This window comes from Pseudonocardia halophobica (assembly GCF_050948485.1).
GTDB classification, from domain to species: Bacteria; Actinomycetota; Actinomycetes; order Mycobacteriales; family Pseudonocardiaceae; genus Pseudonocardia; species Pseudonocardia halophobica.
The window spans coordinates 6,457,467-6,471,730 of sequence record NZ_CP192046.1; the positions used below are offsets into that span (position 1 = coordinate 6,457,467).

The window sequence follows — 14,264 nt, forward strand, 5'->3', positions numbered from 1 at the left end:
AGGCACGTCATGGCCCGTCTGCAGGACAAGGTCGTCGTCGTCACCGGCTCCGCGTCCGGGTTCGGTCGCGGCATCGCCGTCGCCTGCGCCCGGGAGGGGGCGAAGATCGTGGTCTCGGACGTCCACGAGAAGCCCAACACCGGCGGGTTCGAGACCGACGGGAACCTCACCACGGTCGAGGCCATCGAGAAGGCCGGCGGCCGGGCGGTCTACGTCGCGGCCGACGTCACGAAGTCCGACCAGGTGGCGAACCTCGTGGCCCGGACCGTCGAGACGTACGGCCGGCTCGACGTGATGGTCAACAACGCCGGGGTCTACCGGAACGGGAAGCGCCTGCACGAGTTCAGCGAGGAGGACCTCGACGTCTGCTTCGACGTCAACGCCAAGGGCACCTTCTTCGGCGCCCAGGAGGCGATCAAGCAGTTCCTCGCGCAGGGCGACGGCGGCGTGATCATCAACCTCGTCTCCACCGCCGGCCTGCAGGGCCACCCCAACCAGTCGGTCTACAACATCTCCAAGGGCGCCCAGGCCAACCTGACCCGGTGCCTGGCGATCGAGTACGGCCAGGACAAGATCCGCGTCAACGGCATCTGCCCCACCTACGCGAAGACCTCGCTGACCCGGGAGCTGTTCGACGACAAGGACTTCGACCAGGTCTTCACCGAGTCCATCCCGCTCAAGCGGTGGGGCGAGGTCGACGACATCGCGAACCTCGCGGTGTTCCTGGCCAGCGACGAGTCCAGCTACATCCACGGCGACCTGATCAAGGTCGACGGCGGGGAGACCCTCTGCCGCTACTCCGTCTGACCCGATCCGCTCCTCGCCGGCCGGTCGGTGCCGCTCCCTGTTCCCGGGGCGTCACCGATCGGCCGGCACCGTCTGGTGCACCGGTGCGAAGTCCACCAGACTGGACGACGGCGGGCCCTGCTAGTGGTCGGAGGTCGTCATGGCGCGCGAACCCGGCGAGCCGCCCCGCGACACCGTGCCGGAGCCCGATCCCCCACGGCCACCGCTGATCCGCCGGGCGTTCGGCGGCGGGTGGCGGGAGGTCGGCGCGCTGCTGTTCGTGCTGGCCCTCGTCGCCGTCTCGGTGGCGATGTGCCGGTACGTCCCGGGGTGAGACGGGGCCCGGCCGGGCCGGGTCAGGAGGCGAGTGCGTTCTCCGGCGGGGCGATGTCCGCCTTGAGCGGGGCGAGGGTCTCGCCGATCGTGCCGATGGTCTCCGCCGGCACGCCGAGCTCGGTCAGTGTGCCACGAGGTGGCCGACGACCAGGTCGAAGTGCGCCGGCTGGATGCGGAAGCGGGCGTGCGCCTCCTTCATCGGGCGCCCCGCGTAGAGCGCGGGGCCGCCGATCGCCGCCGCGATGACGCTGCGCTGGTGGGACTCGAGGCGGGGAGCCGGTCGTCACCGACTCCTCGGAGGGAGTCCCCTGTGCGGAGTCAGTGTCCCGCGCGGGCGCGGACGTGGGCGCGCTCGCCCTGCGTCCCGAAGAGCGACAACAGCTCGACGGGCCGCTCGTCGGCGCTGCCGAACCAGTGCGGCACGTGCGTGTCGAACTCGGCGGCCTCGCCCGGCTTCAGCACCAGGTCGCGGTCGCCGAGCACGAGCCGCAACCGCCCCTCCAGCACGTAGAGCCACTCGTAGCCCTCGTGCGTCCGCGGGTCCGGCTGCTCGTCACGGCTCGGCGGACAGATCATCTTGAACGCCTGCAGGCCGCCCGCCCGGCGGGTCAGCGGCACGAAGGTGCGCCCGGAGCGGTGCACCGGCTTGAGGTGCACCCGCGGGTCGCCGGTCTGCGGCGCGCCGACCAGCTCGTCGAGCGGCACGCCGTACGCCCGGGCCAGCGGGAGCAGCAGCTCCAGGTTGGGCCGCCGCCCGCCGCTCTCCAGCCGGGACAGGGTGCTCTCCGAGATGCCGGTCTCGCCGGACAGCTCGGCCAGGGTCATCTGCCGGTGCGTGCGCAGCGCGCGCAGCCGGGGGCCGACCCCGGCGAGCACCGCCTCCAGCTCGTCGTCCACCCCACCAGCATGCCGGGCCGGCACGGGAACGTGCCGGACCGGCAGGGACGGTCGTGCGTGGCGACCATCGCCACTCACAGGACGGGCAGGACGATCCGCGACGGGTGGTCGACGTCGTGCAGCACCTCGACGGCGCCGGGCTTGCCGCGGGTCGCGACGCCGAACGGCTCGCCGGTGCCGACGTTGCGGGCGAACCGCGGGAAGGCGCCGCCGGCGACCTGCACCCGCAGCCGGTGCCCGGCCCGGAACCGGTACGCCGTGGGGAACAGCTCGATCTCGACGGCCAGGACGCCGTCCGCCCCCGCCGTGACGTCCGGGGCGGGCACGGTCCGCGGGTCCAGCCGCCGGATGCCGTCGACGACGTTGCGGGAGACGCCGCGCTCGTCGACGTCGCAGACCCGGACGAAGACGTCCGCGTGGTCCAGCTCGGGCCGGACGTGCACGACCGCGGTGACCGGTCCGACCACGTCGAGATCGGCGGGCAGCGGCTCCCCGGTGAACACCAGCACGTCCGCCCGGGCCTCGACCGCGGACTGGTCGAGCTGCTCACCCGGCGGCTGCAGCAGCGGCCCGCCGATGCTCGGCGTGGGGTCCGCCGGGTCGTAGACGTAGGTGCTCACGCCCGTCCCCGGCTGCTCCCCCAGCCGGCCCGCGGCCTGCAGGTGGACCTCCCGGGCGGTCGCGGGCGGCGGCCACTCCTCGAACTCCAGCCACTGGTCGGCCTGCTGGAGGAACAGCCGCACCGGCGCGCCCTCGGGCTCGGGGCCGCCGCGCAGGTGGTGGTCCAGCCACGCGACGTCCGTCCGCAGGCTGGTCCGGACCTCCTCGAGGGCCCCGTGCAGCCACGGCCCGACCACGACCCGCGCCGGCACCCCGGCCGCGCGCAGCGCCCGGTAGTCCCGCATCTGCTCCGCGACGAACAGGTCCCACCAGCCGGTGACCATGCTGACCGGCGGCATGTTCGCGAGCGAGCCCGGGCCCGCGCGGTCGAACGCCGGCGACTCGCCGTAGGTGGCGTCCCAGTAGCCGTCTCCGGGCTCGGCGTGCTCGACGAAGTCCCGCCAGTAGGGCACGGGAGCCCCGGCGACCTCGACGTCCGTGGCCTGCAGCGGGACCCGGCGCAGGGCCTTGCGGAGCTTCGCCGCCCGGATCGGGTGCGGCAGCAGCGGGATCCCGCCGCGCTCCTGGGTGCCGATCATGGCGGTCCACGCGAGCGCGTTGAGCAGCGCCGGGGCGCCCTGCGCGTAGAAGGTGTCGGTCATGCGGGCGGCCGTGATGTGCGGGGAGATCGCGGTGAGCGGCGGGTCGGCGTAGGGCGCGACGGCCCACTGCGTGTAGCCGAGGTAGCTGCCGCCGGTCGTCGCGATCCGGCCGTCGCACCAGGGCTGCTCGCGCAGCCACGCGACGGTCGCGAGGCCGTCCTCGCGCTCGCTGGTGAAGGGCCGGAAGTGCCCGCCGGACCCGAAGGTGCCGCGGGTGCTCTGCAGCACGACCTGGAAGCCGCGGCGGGCCAGCGGGGCCGCGAACACGATGCCGGCCGCGCGCGGGTCGTACGGGACCCGGATCAGGACCACGGGGAGCGGGCCGTCGGTGCGGGAGGGCCGGTACCGGGTGCCGACGAGCACGGTGCCGTCGGGCATCGGCACGTCGACCCGGGTCCGGTCGTACGGGACGGGCGGGGAGGTCAGGCCGAGGGCGCGGTCGGCCAGGGACCCGGCCGCGCGCAGCAAGGGGTGCACGTCCCCGAGGTTAGACACGATCCGCCGACGGGCCGTTCGGCCCGGTGCGGCCCACGGCGCGCCGGGTCTACCGTGGATCTCCCGAGGGACGCTCGACGGCGACGACGACGAGGACGGCGACATGAGCGATCGGCCCGGCAGCGTCACCCTGGTGGTCGTGCTCACCTGGGCCTCCGCGGTCCTCGCCGTGCTGGGCGGGCTGCTGCTGATCGTGGCGGGGAGCGTGACCGCGGGCGCCGCGGGGCTCACGCCGGGCGTGCTCGTCGGGATCGGCGTGGCCTACGTGATCCTCGGCCTGGTCACCGGCGCGGTCGCGTCCCGGCTCGGCCGCGGCGGCAACGGCGCCCGGCTGCTGGTCTCGATCCTCGTGGTCCTGCAGATCGCGGGCGGCATCGCGGCGATCAGCGCCGTCGGCAGCGGCTCGACGGTCACCCAGGCGCTGGTCAGCATCCTCGTCGGGATCGTGATCCTGCTGCTGCTCTGGAACGCCCGCGCCAACTCCTTCTTCGCGTCCCACTGACCCGTGTGTGCCGACTGCCCCTGGAGGGGCAGTCGGCACTCACGACCCCACCTGACCTGCGCGGAGCCGGGTGGGCGTGGTGCCGAACCATCGCCGCACCGCCCGCGTGAGCCCGGACTGCGCCGCGAGCCCGAGCATCGCCGTGACCTGCGCGAACGGCAGGTCGGTCGTGGTGATCAGGCGGTGTGCGGCGTCGCGACGCACCTCGTCGAGCACCGCCTCGAAGGTGGTGCCCTCGGCGGCGAGGTGCCGCTGCAGGGTGCGCGGGTGCAGCCGCAGGAGCCGGGCCACGTCGCCAACCTGCGGCGGGGCGGACCCGAGCGAGCGGGCCAACGCGCCCCGCACCCGTCCGGCCACGGTCTGCCCGGGCTCGGCGAAGTGGCTCTCCAGGTAGTCCAGCGCGAGGGTGCGCAGCAGCCGGTCGCCCCCGGCCACCGGGGCCGCGGTGAGCGCCGCGGGCAGCCGCAGCACGGCAGCGGGCCGCTCGAACCGGACGTCGGCGCCGAAGAAGTCGGTGTACCGGGTCACCGGAACGAGTGGCGGATGGGCCAGGTGCGCCGATCTCAGCCCGTACGGCCCGCCGTGCAGGAGCAGGATGATCCGGTGCAGCAGCCCCAGCCCGAGGTCCCCGGCCTGCGGCGGGAGCGGCAGGGGCTCGGCGGTCCCGTCGACCGCCGCCCCGTAGCGCACCGCCAGCACGCCGCGCACCTCCTCGGGGTCGGCGACCTGCGCGATCGACAACGCCGGGCTGTGCACGAACAGGAAGCGCGACGCGCTGGACAGGGCCTCGCCGAGGGTCCGCGCGTTCTCGATCGCGACGGCGAGCGGGCCGAGCACCCCCGCGTCCTGCCGCTCGGCGAGCAGCAGGCCGAGGTCCGGCCGCCCGAGCTCGGCCGCCGCCGTCTCCAGCAGCAGCCCGGCGCTGCGCACGCCGATCACGGCGTCGTCGCTCGACACGGCCTCGCGGGTCACGCCGAACCGGGCGAGCAGCGCGACGGAGTCGCCGCCCAGCGCGTCGACCAGCGCGGGGAGGCCGCGCAACGACGCGGCGCGCACGACGGGACCCATGTCGCGTGAGGATAAATCATTGTCGCGCAGGGATAAGCGAGGGCCAGCGCCGGGCGACGACACTGGGGCCGGTCGCCAGCATCGAAGGGGAGCTGACATGAACGAGACCGACGTGCTGATCGTCGGCGCCGGCCTCTCCGGCATCGGCGCCGCCTACCGGCTGCAGCAGGAGCGACCGCGGGACCGCTACGCGATCCTCGAGCAGCGCGAGGCCATGGGCGGCACCTGGGACCTGTTCCGCTACCCGGGCGTGCGGTCCGACTCGGACATGTTCACCCTGAGCTACCCGTTCCGGCCGTGGCGCGGCGAGAAGTCGATGGCCGACGGCGAGAGCATCCGCACCTACATCCGCGACACCGCGCGCGAAGCGGGCATCGACCGGCACATCCACTACGGGACCACGGTGCAGAGCGCCTCCTGGTCGTCGGACATCGCCCGGTGGACCGTCACGACCTCGCGCGGCACCTGGACCTGCCGGTTCCTCTACCTCTGCGCCGGCTACTACTCCTACGAGCGCGGCCACCAGCCGGACTTCCCCGGCCTCGCGGACTACGCCGGCACCTTCGTGCACCCGCAGGCCTGGCCCGAGGACCTCGACCACACGGACAAGCGGGTGGTCGTGATCGGCAGCGGCGCCACGGCCGTCACGCTCATCCCGGCCATGGCGGAGCAGGCAGCCCACGTCACCATGCTGCAGCGCTCGCCGTCCTACCTGACCGCGCTGCCGCTGAAGGACAAGCTCGCCGACACCCTGCGCCGCCGGCTGCCCGCCGGGCTCGCGCACAAGCTCGTCCGGGCCAAGAACATCGCCGCCACCCAGGGCTTCTACCAGCTGGCCCGGCGCCGGCCCCAGGTCGTGAAGAAGGTCCTGCGCGGGATCGCCCTGCGGTTCCTCGACGAGCAGGCCGTCGACGAGCACTTCACGCCGCGCTACGAGCCGTGGGACCAGCGCCTGTGCGTGGTGCCGGGCGGCGACTTCTACCGGTCGATCCGGGACGGCTCCGCGTCCGTGGTGACCGACCACATCGAGCGGTTCACCGAGAAGGGGATCCTGCTGAGGTCCGGGCAGGAGCTGGAGGCCGACGTCGTGGTCTCCGCGACCGGGCTGCGCATGCTCCCCCTCGGCGGCCTGGAGCTCGGCGTCGACGGCGAGCCCGTGACGCTGGGCGACACGTTCTCCTACCGCGGCCTGATGCTCTCCGGTGTGCCGAACCTGGCCTACTGCATCGGCTACACGAACGCCTCCTGGACGCTGCGGGCCGACCTGTCGTCGCGGTACGTCTGCCGGCTGCTGAACCACATGGAGAAGCACGGCTACGCCGCGGCCGCCCCGACGGCGCCCGCCTCGGCCGAGCGCCGCCCGCTGCTCGACCTGACCTCCGGCTACGTGCAGCGCTCGATCGACGCCTTCCCGAGCCAGGGCACCACCGAGCCGTGGCGCGTGCAGCAGAACTACGTGGCCGACGCGCTCAAGATGTCCCGCGCCGACCTCACCCGCGACATGCGCTTCACCCCCTCGACCGCCCGCAGCCTGCAGGAGGCCTCCTGATGCCCGCGACCCGGACGACACTGCAGCCCTACCGCTTCGCCGGCAACACCGCCGTCCTCACCGGGGCGGCGAGCGGCATCGGCGAGCAGCTCGCCTACGGCCTCGCCGACCGCGGCAGCGACCTGGTCCTCGTCGACCGGGACGCCGCCGGGCTCGAGGCCGTGGCCGGGAAGATCCGCGGCGCGCACCCGGCCCGGGCCGTCGAGACGCACGTCGCCGACCTCGCCGACCGGGCCGCGACGACCTCGCTCGCCGAGCGGGTCGCCGCGGACCACCCGCGCCTCGGCCTGCTGGTCAACAACGCGGGTGTGGCCCTCGGCGGCCGCTTCCGCCAGCTCACGCTCGACGAGTTCGAGTGGGTCATGGACATCAACTTCCGCGCGCCCGTGATCCTCACCCACCACCTGCTGCCCGCCCTGACCGCGACCCCGGGCGGGCACCTGGTCAACGTCTCCAGCCTCTACGGGCTGATCGGGCCGGCCGGGCAGTCGGCGTACTCGTCGAGCAAGTTCGCCATCCGCGGGTTCTCCGAGGTGCTGCGGCACGAGCTGGTCGAGACCGGCACGGGCGTGACCCAGGTCCACCCCGGCGGGATCCGTACGAACGTGGCCTCGAGCGCCCGGATCGGGTCCGGCGTCGACCCGGCGGAGATCGCCCGGCACCAGGCCGCGTTCGCGAAGCTGCTGAGCTACCCGCCGGAGAAGGCCGCCTCGGAGATCCTCGAGGGCGTCGAGAAGCGGAGGACCCGGGTGCTCATCGCCTCCAGCGCCAAGGTGCCCGACGTCCTGGCCCGCGTGCTGCCCGGCTCCTACGGCCCCGTCCTGGAGAAGCTGACGGCCCTGCTGGCCCGCTGACCGCCCCGCGTCATGGAACCGTGATGCGGCGTCAGAGCGAGACCGCGACGTCCTCCAGGGCGTCGAGCGAGGTCTGCATGCCGCTCTCCATCCCGGACTCGATGTGAGCGTCGCGGTGCTCCTGGTTCTGGTGCTGCACCAGCATGGTGAGCGTGGTGCGCCCGCCGGACCCGGCGAAGTCGAGGGTGTTGACGGCGTAGGCGTCGGGCATGCCCTCGAAGACCTCGGTGGTCACGATCCGCTCGCCGGGCACCAGCTCGCGGTACTCCCCGTGGAAGGCGACCTCGAAGCCGCCGTTCGCCTCCATCACCCAGCGCCAGCCGCCACCGACCCGCAGGTCGATCTCGGCCGACGTCACCGTGCCCATCGAGCCCGCCCACCAGCGCTTCACCAGCTCGGGCTCGGTCCAGGCGCGGTAGACGGCGGCGGCGGGCGCCGCGAACTCGCGCACGATCAGGATCTGGTCGTCGGCGGGCAGCGTGACGACGGCGCTACCCCTCGTGGTCGTTCCCATCGGTCTCCCCCGTGATCTCCTCGAGTACGGCGTCCAGTGCGCCGAACCGGTCCTCCCAGTGCCGCGCGAAGCCGGCCACCCAGTCGTGGATCGGCTTGAGCCCGCGGCCCTCCAGCCGGTAGAGCCGGCGCCGCCCGTCCTCCCGGACGGCCACCAGCCCCACCTCGTGCAGCACCTTCAGGTGCTTCGAGACCTGCGGCTGGGCGAGATCCAGTGCCGCGACGAGGTCCGTCACCGACCGCTCGCCCCGGGCGAGCACGTCGAGGATCTGCCTGCGCCGCGGTTCGGCCACCGCGTTGAACGCGTCGGTGGTGGTCGCCGCCCGTGCCACGCCCCCATCGTATTCCCATATAGGAATATGTCAAGCCCTCGGCGACGACGACCTGGTGGCAAGGGGATTCAGTCGGCGACGAACGGGTCGTAGTGGATCTGCTCGGGCGCCGCGCCGGCGACCCGCAGCGCCCGCACGGTGGCGGTCAACATGGCCGGCGACCCGCTGACCACGATCTCGCAGTCGCCCCACGACCCGAACCCGGTGACGACGTCGGCGAGCCGGCCCACCAGCGGGCCGGGGTACGGCGGCTGCTCCTCGACGACGGGGACGACGTCCAGCCAGACGTTGCGGTAGGTCATCCGGCGCAGCTCGTCGAGCGCGTAGAGGGCGTCCCACGACCGCGCGCCGTAGAAGACGACGACCCGCTCGGGCCGCCCGCCCTCCCGCTCCAGCTGCTCGAGCAGGGCGCGGACCGGGGTGATGCCGGTGCCGCCGGCGATCATCAACAGCTCCCGGCCCGGGCGGACGGCGCGGTCCAGCGCACCCATCGCCGGGCCGATCCGCCAGCGGTCCCCGGGCCGGGCGGAGGCCACGATCCCACGGCTCACGCTGCCGTAGCCCAGCGCCTTGACGTGGAACTCCAGCACGCCCGCGGGGTCCGGCGCGTTCGCCGGGGAGAGGTAGCGCCACAGCCGCGGGTGCTGCGGGGTCTCCACGCCGACGTACTGCCCGGCGCGGTACGGCACGGGCTCGTCCTGGCCCTCGACCTGCACCCGCAGGATCGCCGTGTCCCGGTCGACCCGCTGGTGCTCGACGACCACGCCGGGCCACCAGGCGGGACCGGCCTCCGCCCGCGCCGCCTTCTGCATCGTCCCGGCGAGGAAGGCGAAGGTGTACTCCCAGGCCTCGGCGACCTCGGGAGTCCACGCCTCGCCCGCGGTCTCGGCGAGCGCGGCGAGGAAGGCCTGCCCGACGACGGTGTAGTGCTCGTCCCGGACGTCGAACTTCCGGTGGTCCCGGCCCAGCTGGGCCAGGAACGGCACCAGCGACGCCGGGTCGTCCAGCCCGTCGATCAGGTGCACCAGCGCGCGGCCGAACCGGGCGTACTGCGTGGTCATCGACAGCGGGAACAGCCCGCGCAGGCCCGGCGCGTAGCCGAAGAGCGTGCGGTAGAAGCGCGGGACGAAGTCGTCGACGTCGAGCTCGAACTCCGCGGCGCTGCGCCGGGCCCGCTCCAGGTACGGCGCGAGGGAGCCGGGCAGGGCGCGACTCTCCGTCGTCATCGCCGGGACCGGGGAGCCGCCACCACGGGCGGAAGCGTAGCCGCCGCCGCGGAACGGGTGAGCCCGGCCTGCCCTGTCCGGCGGCGGGCTGCGCTCGGTCTGCACGGGGATGCGCGGCTCGCGACCTCCGGCGCGCCGGCCGCAGCGTGATCACCGGTCGAGGAGCGGACGGTCGCAGATCGACCTGCCGATCCACAGCGGACGATCACGGCTCCGACGATGCGGCGCCTCGGGCTCGGCGTCAGACGTGGGCGCCGCGCAGGGCGGCGTTGCGCTCCTTGACCGCGCGGTCCTTGTTGACCGGGTTCTGCGCCTCGTCGGGCTCGGTGCAGCCGGCCTCGACGGCGATCCGGTTCATGGTCCCGAACATGCGGACCAGGTGCGCGAGGCGCATCTCCTCGCCGTCGACGGGCTGCTGGTCGCCGTGCAGCAGGGCGATCGTGGTGTCCACCCACATCGCCTCGGCCTGCATCCCGGCCGCGCGCAGCACGTCCTGCACCCGGTCGGCGAGCAGCCGCGGCGGCAGTCCGATCCACCCCTCCAGGGTCCGCGCGTCGAGCGGGAAGAGCCGGTCCCGATCGCGCAGGTAGAGCAGCTCGAGGGCGTAGCCGTGCGCGTAGGCGCAGTAGAGGCAGCCGTTGTAGAGCGAGATGACCATGCCGGCCAGGTGCGTGCGCTGGTGCCCGAGGACCCGCATCGAGACGAGGTAGCGGGGCATGTTCGCGGCGAACCAGCGGACGGCACCACCCGGACCCATCCGGGCGACGATATGCGGGATCATCCTGGGCGCGAAGCCCCACATCCACCGGCACCCGGCCTGGAGGATGCGGACCGTCGCGCGATCGAGCACCCCTCCGGCCATCGCGATCTCCCCGCTCACAGTCAGTGTTCGGATGATACCCCGCGGTGGCGGTGCGGGACAGCGTCTCCGACGAGGTCGGGACCGAAGTCCTGCGCGACGGCCGCCGACCGAGCTAGCCTCCCGCGCGTGGGACGCGTCTTCCTCCTCCGGCACGGCGAGACCGAGTGGTCCGCCACGGGCCGGCACACGGGCCGGACCGACATCCCGCTCACCGACCACGGCCGCGAGCTGGCCACCCAGGCCGGCCCGACGCTGGAGGCGCTGCGGCGCGGCGACCCGCCGCCGGTGCGGGTGGTCACCAGCCCGCGCAGCCGCGCCCAGGAGACCGCGAAGCTCGCCGGCCTGCAGCCCGACGCGGTCGATGAGCGGCTCTCCGAATGGGACTACGGCGACTGCGAGGGCCGCACGACGCCGCAGATCCGCGAGGACGTGCCCGGCTGGACGGTCTGGACGCACCCCTGCCCGCACGGCGAGACGGCCGCCCAGGTCGGCGCGCGCGCCGACGCCCTCCTCGCCGACGTCCGGGAGCTCCTCCCCGGGGGCGACGTCGTGCTCGTCGGGCACGGGCACTTCAGCAGGGTGCTCACCGCCCGCTGGATCGGCCTGCCGCCCGAGGGCGGCGTGCACATCGCGATGGACGCCGCCGCCTGGACGATCCTCGGCGACGAGCGCGGGGTCCCGCGCCTTGATGCCGTCAACCTCCGGATCCCGTAACCCGGCCCTCCCCGCCGCCCGGCGACTCAGTGCACCTGCACCTCGTCCCCGACCTGCAGGGTGTTGAAGAAGGCGACGGCGTCGTCGTGGGCGAGGTGCACGCAGCCGTACGACGAGTTCTCCAGGCTGCCCTCGTGGAAGGCCACCCCGCCGTCGGCGAAGAACACCGAGAACGGCATCGGCGCGTGGTTGGGCATGTCGCTGACGTGGTTCTGGTCCTTCCACTGCACGTGGAAGGTGCCGACCGGGGTGGGGTCGGTGGCGTCGCCCGGCATCATCCGCACGGGCCCGCGGGCGACCGTGCCGCCGTCGAGCAGCCAGGCGCGGTGGGTCGCGAGGTCGACGCAGGCGTGCGCGGTGGCGGTGCAGGGGGTGCCCGCGACCGCTGTGGCGGTGCCGGTGTCGCCGCGGGGTGCGCTCTGAGCGGGGGCGGCCTGGGCGGGGGCGGCGACGAGTGAGCCGAGGCCGAGGACGGCCGCCGTCACCGCCGCGCCGCGGAGCCTCCCGGCCGCGGTCCGCTTCACGCTGTGTCTACCCACTCGTCACTCCTTGGTGTTCCTACCCCCACACGTATGACGAGCGGGAGCAGGAGAGGTTGCTCCGTTCGCCGGTGAAGATTGGGCCGCTGAGCAGCGGATACCGTGCAGACGTGACGCAGTGGTGGACGAATCGGGTGCGGCGGGTCGAACCGGGCGACGTCGAGGCGGTGGTCGGGCTGGTGCGCGAGCTCGCCGAGTACGAGAAGGCCCTCGACCAGTGCCTGCTGACCCCGGAGCAGCTGCGGACCGCGCTGTTCGGCGAGGCGCCGGCGCTGTTCGGGCACGTGGCCGAGGTCGACGGCGCGGTCGTCGGCTGCGCGCTGTGGTTCCTCAACTTCTCCACGTGGGAGGGCGTGCACGGGATCTACCTCGAGGACCTCTACGTGCAGCCCGCGCACCGCGGCTCCGGGCTGGGCCGGGAGCTGCTCGCCGCCCTGGCCGCGACCTGCGTGGAGCGGGGCTACGCGCGGCTGGAGTGGTCCGTGCTCGACTGGAACGAGCCCTCGATCGGCTTCTACCGGTCCATCGGGGCGGTGTCGATGGACGAGTGGACGACCTTCCGGCTCACCGGGCAGCCGCTGGCCTCACTCGGCGCGTGAGCGCTCGTCGGCCCCCATCGACCAACGCCGCGCGGGCTCGCTGACCAGCAGCAGGAACGTGCCCACGACCAGCAGCAGGGCCACGACGCCGATCGCGAGCCGACCCTCGGCCAGCTGCGAGTAGACGAACGGGACCAGCAGCAGCTGGGTCACGATCGACGGCGTGCGGGCCCCGTGCCTGCCGCGCCAGAGCAGGACCGCGCACAGCACGAGGGCGCCGCCGAGCAGCACGAAGTACGAGGCCTCGCCGATCCGGTCGCCCAGGCCGCCCTCGGAGGCGACCCCGAAGACGACGGCCGCACCGAGCCCGACGAGCCCCTCCAGCCCGACGACGGCGGCCGCCGCGCGCACCTGGACGGGCGGGGCGTCCGGTGCGGTGCGGCGCGCCTTCCCGCCCGGCTGCTGACTCGGCTCGGAGGTCACGACGACGAGGATACGGGCCCGGTTACGCTCGGGAACGTGCGCGCGCTCCTCGTCGTCAACCCCCGGGCGACGTCGACGACCCCGGCGGGGCGGGACGTCCTGACCCACGCCCTGGCGAGCGAGCTCAAGCTGGACGTCCTGGAGACCGCCTACCGCGGGCACGCGGCCGAGGCGACGGCGGCGGCCTGCGCCGCGGGCGTCGAGCTGATCGTGGCGCTCGGCGGCGACGGCACGGTCAACGAGGTCGTCAACGGCATGCTGGTCGACCGCGAGGCCACCGGCCCGCGGGCACCCGACGGCAGCGATCCCGACGCCCCCGCGCTGGCCGTGGTGCCCGGTGGCTCGGCCAACGTCTTCGCCCGGGCCCTCGGCATGCCCCGCGACCCCGTGGAGGCCACCGGGGCGATCCTGGCGGCCCTGGAACGGCGCAGCAGCCGCCTGGTGGGGCTCGGGCGGGCGGACGACCGGTGGTTCACGTTCAACGCCGGGATGGGCTGGGACGCGGACGTGGTCGCCGCGGTGGAGCGCGCCCGCGCGGCCGGGCGGGAGGCCACCCCGATCCGCTACGCCAACACGGCCATCGCGGAGTACCTGCGCCAGCGGCGCCGCCCGCCGTCGATGACCGTGGAGGTGCCGGGGGCCGGCCCGCTGGAGGAGATCCGGCTGGCGTTCGTGAGCAACACCGACCCGTGGACCTTCCTTGCCGGCCGCGCGGTCCGCACCAACCCGGGCGCCACGTTCGGCACAGGGCTCGCCCTCTTCGCACTGCGCCATCTGGGTCTGCCCACGATCGGACGCACGTTGCGCCACATCCTGTCCCCGGACGGGGATCCGCACGGGCGGAACATCGTGCGGCAGGACGCCGTTCCCTCCGTACGGATCCGCAGCGCGGAGCCGCTGGCCCTCCAGCTGGACGGTGACCACCTGGGCTCGAGGACGGACGTCGAGTTCGTTTCCGTGCCCGGAGCGTTACGCGTCGTCGTGTGAGAGGCGCCCCTCGTCGCAGTTCGGGCGGTGTCGTGACCCGGTCGAGTGACAGGTGGTGGCCATTCACCGATGCTCGGCGACCACCGAGCAGCTAGGGGCTCGCACCTGCGCGGACCGTGATCCAAGGTAGGTCCTGCGAGAGCGAGGGACTACGCCGGGGTCACCCGGCATGGTCCGCGGGAATCGGGGTAACCCGGCTCCCGTTGGGCAGGGACACTGTCGATCGCACTTCGCGACGGCGTGCGGCACGGATCGATGCAGTAACCGAACGTGTCGGACTTCGTTGCGAAGTGTGGGTGAGGCTCCTCACCCGCCCGGAC

At 73.7% G+C, this 14,264-nt stretch carries 17 protein-coding genes and 1 pseudogene; 8 read left to right on the forward strand and 10 right to left on the reverse strand.

All coding sequences use genetic code 11. The features are described 5' to 3' along the window. The first annotated feature begins 9 nt into the window (after positions 1–9). A complete protein-coding gene (locus tag ACQP04_RS30775) occupies positions 10–807 on the forward strand; it encodes an SDR family NAD(P)-dependent oxidoreductase (RefSeq protein WP_433504012.1) in 798 nt (265 codons plus the stop codon). Positions 808–946: 139 nt separating this feature from the next. After that, positions 947–1,120, forward strand: coding sequence for a hypothetical protein (locus ACQP04_RS30780; protein WP_433504013.1), 174 nt, complete (start codon positions 947–949; stop codon positions 1,118–1,120). A 123-nt stretch (positions 1,121–1,243) separates the two neighbouring features. On the opposite strand, the pseudogene ACQP04_RS30785 reads toward ACQP04_RS30780, so the two are convergent. The 3 genes and pseudogenes from ACQP04_RS30785 to ACQP04_RS30795 all read right to left on the reverse strand — a co-directional run. Next, positions 1,244–1,378, reverse strand: a pseudogene (locus ACQP04_RS30785) (group 1 truncated hemoglobin); the annotation flags it as partial. Between the two features lie 62 nt (positions 1,379–1,440). After that, positions 1,441–2,019 (reverse strand): helix-turn-helix domain-containing protein, encoded by a 579-nt coding sequence (locus ACQP04_RS30790; protein WP_433504014.1) that lies wholly within the window; start codon positions 2,017–2,019, stop codon positions 1,441–1,443. A 74-nt stretch (positions 2,020–2,093) separates the two neighbouring features. Further along, the gene (locus ACQP04_RS30795) at positions 2,094–3,758 is read right to left on the reverse strand and encodes a CocE/NonD family hydrolase (RefSeq protein WP_433504015.1); all 1,665 of its coding nucleotides are present in this window, start codon (positions 3,756–3,758) and stop codon (positions 2,094–2,096) included. A gap of 121 nt (positions 3,759–3,879) precedes the next feature. Here ACQP04_RS30795 and ACQP04_RS30800 point away from each other — a divergent pair, with 121 nt between their 5' ends. Next, complete coding sequence (locus ACQP04_RS30800; protein WP_433504016.1) at positions 3,880–4,278, forward strand: hypothetical protein; 399 nt, start codon at positions 3,880–3,882, stop codon at positions 4,276–4,278. Positions 4,279–4,317: 39 nt separating this feature from the next. Here the strand turns inward: ACQP04_RS30800 and ACQP04_RS30805 are convergent, their stop codons facing one another. Beyond that, positions 4,318–5,346 carry an AraC family transcriptional regulator ligand-binding domain-containing protein gene (locus tag ACQP04_RS30805; protein WP_433504017.1) on the reverse strand — a complete coding sequence of 343 codons (1,029 nt, stop codon included), beginning with the start codon at positions 5,344–5,346 and terminating at the stop codon, positions 4,318–4,320. 97 nt (positions 5,347–5,443) lie between these two features. Here ACQP04_RS30805 and ACQP04_RS30810 point away from each other — a divergent pair, with 97 nt between their 5' ends. Together ACQP04_RS30810 and ACQP04_RS30815 are read left to right on the forward strand one after the other, a co-directional pair. Beyond that, positions 5,444–6,895, forward strand: a complete 1,452-nt coding sequence (locus ACQP04_RS30810; RefSeq protein ID WP_433504018.1) for a flavin-containing monooxygenase — start codon at positions 5,444–5,446, stop codon at positions 6,893–6,895. Then, the gene (locus ACQP04_RS30815) at positions 6,895–7,749 is read left to right on the forward strand and encodes an SDR family NAD(P)-dependent oxidoreductase (protein ID WP_433504019.1); all 855 of its coding nucleotides are present in this window, start codon (positions 6,895–6,897) and stop codon (positions 7,747–7,749) included. The genes ACQP04_RS30810 and ACQP04_RS30815 overlap by 1 nt, the downstream gene beginning before the upstream one ends. Before the next feature lie 31 nt (positions 7,750–7,780). Here the strand turns inward: ACQP04_RS30815 and ACQP04_RS30820 are convergent, their stop codons facing one another. From ACQP04_RS30820 to ACQP04_RS30835, 4 genes are all read right to left on the reverse strand, one after another. Then, positions 7,781–8,263 (reverse strand): SRPBCC family protein, encoded by a 483-nt coding sequence (locus ACQP04_RS30820; protein WP_433504020.1) that lies wholly within the window; start codon positions 8,261–8,263, stop codon positions 7,781–7,783. Next, positions 8,241–8,594: an ArsR/SmtB family transcription factor gene (locus ACQP04_RS30825; RefSeq protein ID WP_433504021.1), complete on the reverse strand. Its 354-nt coding sequence runs from the start codon at positions 8,592–8,594 to the stop codon at positions 8,241–8,243. Before ACQP04_RS30825 ends, ACQP04_RS30820 begins: the two co-directional genes overlap by 23 nt. A gap of 68 nt (positions 8,595–8,662) precedes the next feature. After that, a complete protein-coding gene (locus ACQP04_RS30830) occupies positions 8,663–9,820 on the reverse strand; it encodes a globin domain-containing protein (protein ID WP_433504022.1) in 1,158 nt (385 codons plus the stop codon). Positions 9,821–10,061: 241 nt separating this feature from the next. After that, entirely contained in the window at positions 10,062–10,577 is a 516-nt protein-coding gene (locus ACQP04_RS30835) for a hypothetical protein (RefSeq protein WP_433504023.1), read from the reverse strand. 231 nt (positions 10,578–10,808) lie between these two features. On the opposite strand from ACQP04_RS30835, the gene ACQP04_RS30840 reads away from it, so the two are divergent. Further along, positions 10,809–11,396 carry an acid phosphatase gene (locus ACQP04_RS30840; protein WP_433504024.1) on the forward strand — a complete coding sequence of 196 codons (588 nt, stop codon included), beginning with the start codon at positions 10,809–10,811 and terminating at the stop codon, positions 11,394–11,396. A 26-nt stretch (positions 11,397–11,422) separates the two neighbouring features. On the opposite strand, the gene ACQP04_RS30845 is transcribed toward ACQP04_RS30840, so the two are convergent. Then, the gene (locus ACQP04_RS30845; RefSeq protein WP_433504025.1) at positions 11,423–11,935 is read right to left on the reverse strand and encodes a L,D-transpeptidase; all 513 of its coding nucleotides are present in this window, start codon (positions 11,933–11,935) and stop codon (positions 11,423–11,425) included. 110 nt (positions 11,936–12,045) lie between these two features. On the opposite strand from ACQP04_RS30845, the gene ACQP04_RS30850 reads away from it, so the two are divergent. Continuing rightward, positions 12,046–12,534 carry an N-acetyltransferase family protein gene (locus ACQP04_RS30850; RefSeq protein WP_433504026.1) on the forward strand — a complete coding sequence of 163 codons (489 nt, stop codon included), beginning with the start codon at positions 12,046–12,048 and terminating at the stop codon, positions 12,532–12,534. On the opposite strand, the gene ACQP04_RS30855 is transcribed toward ACQP04_RS30850, so the two are convergent. Beyond that, positions 12,520–12,957, reverse strand: coding sequence for a hypothetical protein (locus tag ACQP04_RS30855; RefSeq protein ID WP_433504027.1), 438 nt, complete (start codon positions 12,955–12,957; stop codon positions 12,520–12,522). The two genes, ACQP04_RS30850 and ACQP04_RS30855, sit on opposite strands and share 15 nt — an antisense overlap. Before the next feature lie 36 nt (positions 12,958–12,993). Between ACQP04_RS30855 and ACQP04_RS30860 the strand changes: the two genes are divergently transcribed. After that, positions 12,994–13,944 carry a diacylglycerol/lipid kinase family protein gene (locus ACQP04_RS30860; protein WP_037051751.1) on the forward strand — a complete coding sequence of 317 codons (951 nt, stop codon included), beginning with the start codon at positions 12,994–12,996 and terminating at the stop codon, positions 13,942–13,944. Positions 13,945–14,264 lie beyond the last annotated feature (320 nt).

What these genes read in the sequence shown, in the direction of transcription:
- ACQP04_RS30805 (WP_433504017.1), bottom strand. Translation starts at nt 5,346, where the DNA reads ATGGGTCCCGTCGTGCGCGCCGCGTCGTTGCGCGGCCTCCCCGCGCTG.
- ACQP04_RS30800 (WP_433504016.1), top strand. Translation starts at nt 3,880, where the DNA reads ATGAGCGATCGGCCCGGCAGCGTCACCCTGGTGGTCGTGCTCACCTGG.
- ACQP04_RS30780 (WP_433504013.1), top strand. Translation starts at nt 947, where the DNA reads ATGGCGCGCGAACCCGGCGAGCCGCCCCGCGACACCGTGCCGGAGCCC.
- ACQP04_RS30815 (WP_433504019.1), top strand. Translation starts at nt 6,895, where the DNA reads ATGCCCGCGACCCGGACGACACTGCAGCCCTACCGCTTCGCCGGCAAC.
- ACQP04_RS30835 (WP_433504023.1), bottom strand. Translation starts at nt 10,577, where the DNA reads ATGGGTCCGGGTGGTGCCGTCCGCTGGTTCGCCGCGAACATGCCCCGC.
- ACQP04_RS30810 (WP_433504018.1), top strand. Translation starts at nt 5,444, where the DNA reads ATGAACGAGACCGACGTGCTGATCGTCGGCGCCGGCCTCTCCGGCATC.
- ACQP04_RS30820 (WP_433504020.1), bottom strand. Translation starts at nt 8,263, where the DNA reads ATGGGAACGACCACGAGGGGTAGCGCCGTCGTCACGCTGCCCGCCGAC.
- ACQP04_RS30830 (WP_433504022.1), bottom strand. Translation starts at nt 9,820, where the DNA reads ATGACGACGGAGAGTCGCGCCCTGCCCGGCTCCCTCGCGCCGTACCTG.
- ACQP04_RS30775 (WP_433504012.1), top strand. Translation starts at nt 10, where the DNA reads ATGGCCCGTCTGCAGGACAAGGTCGTCGTCGTCACCGGCTCCGCGTCC.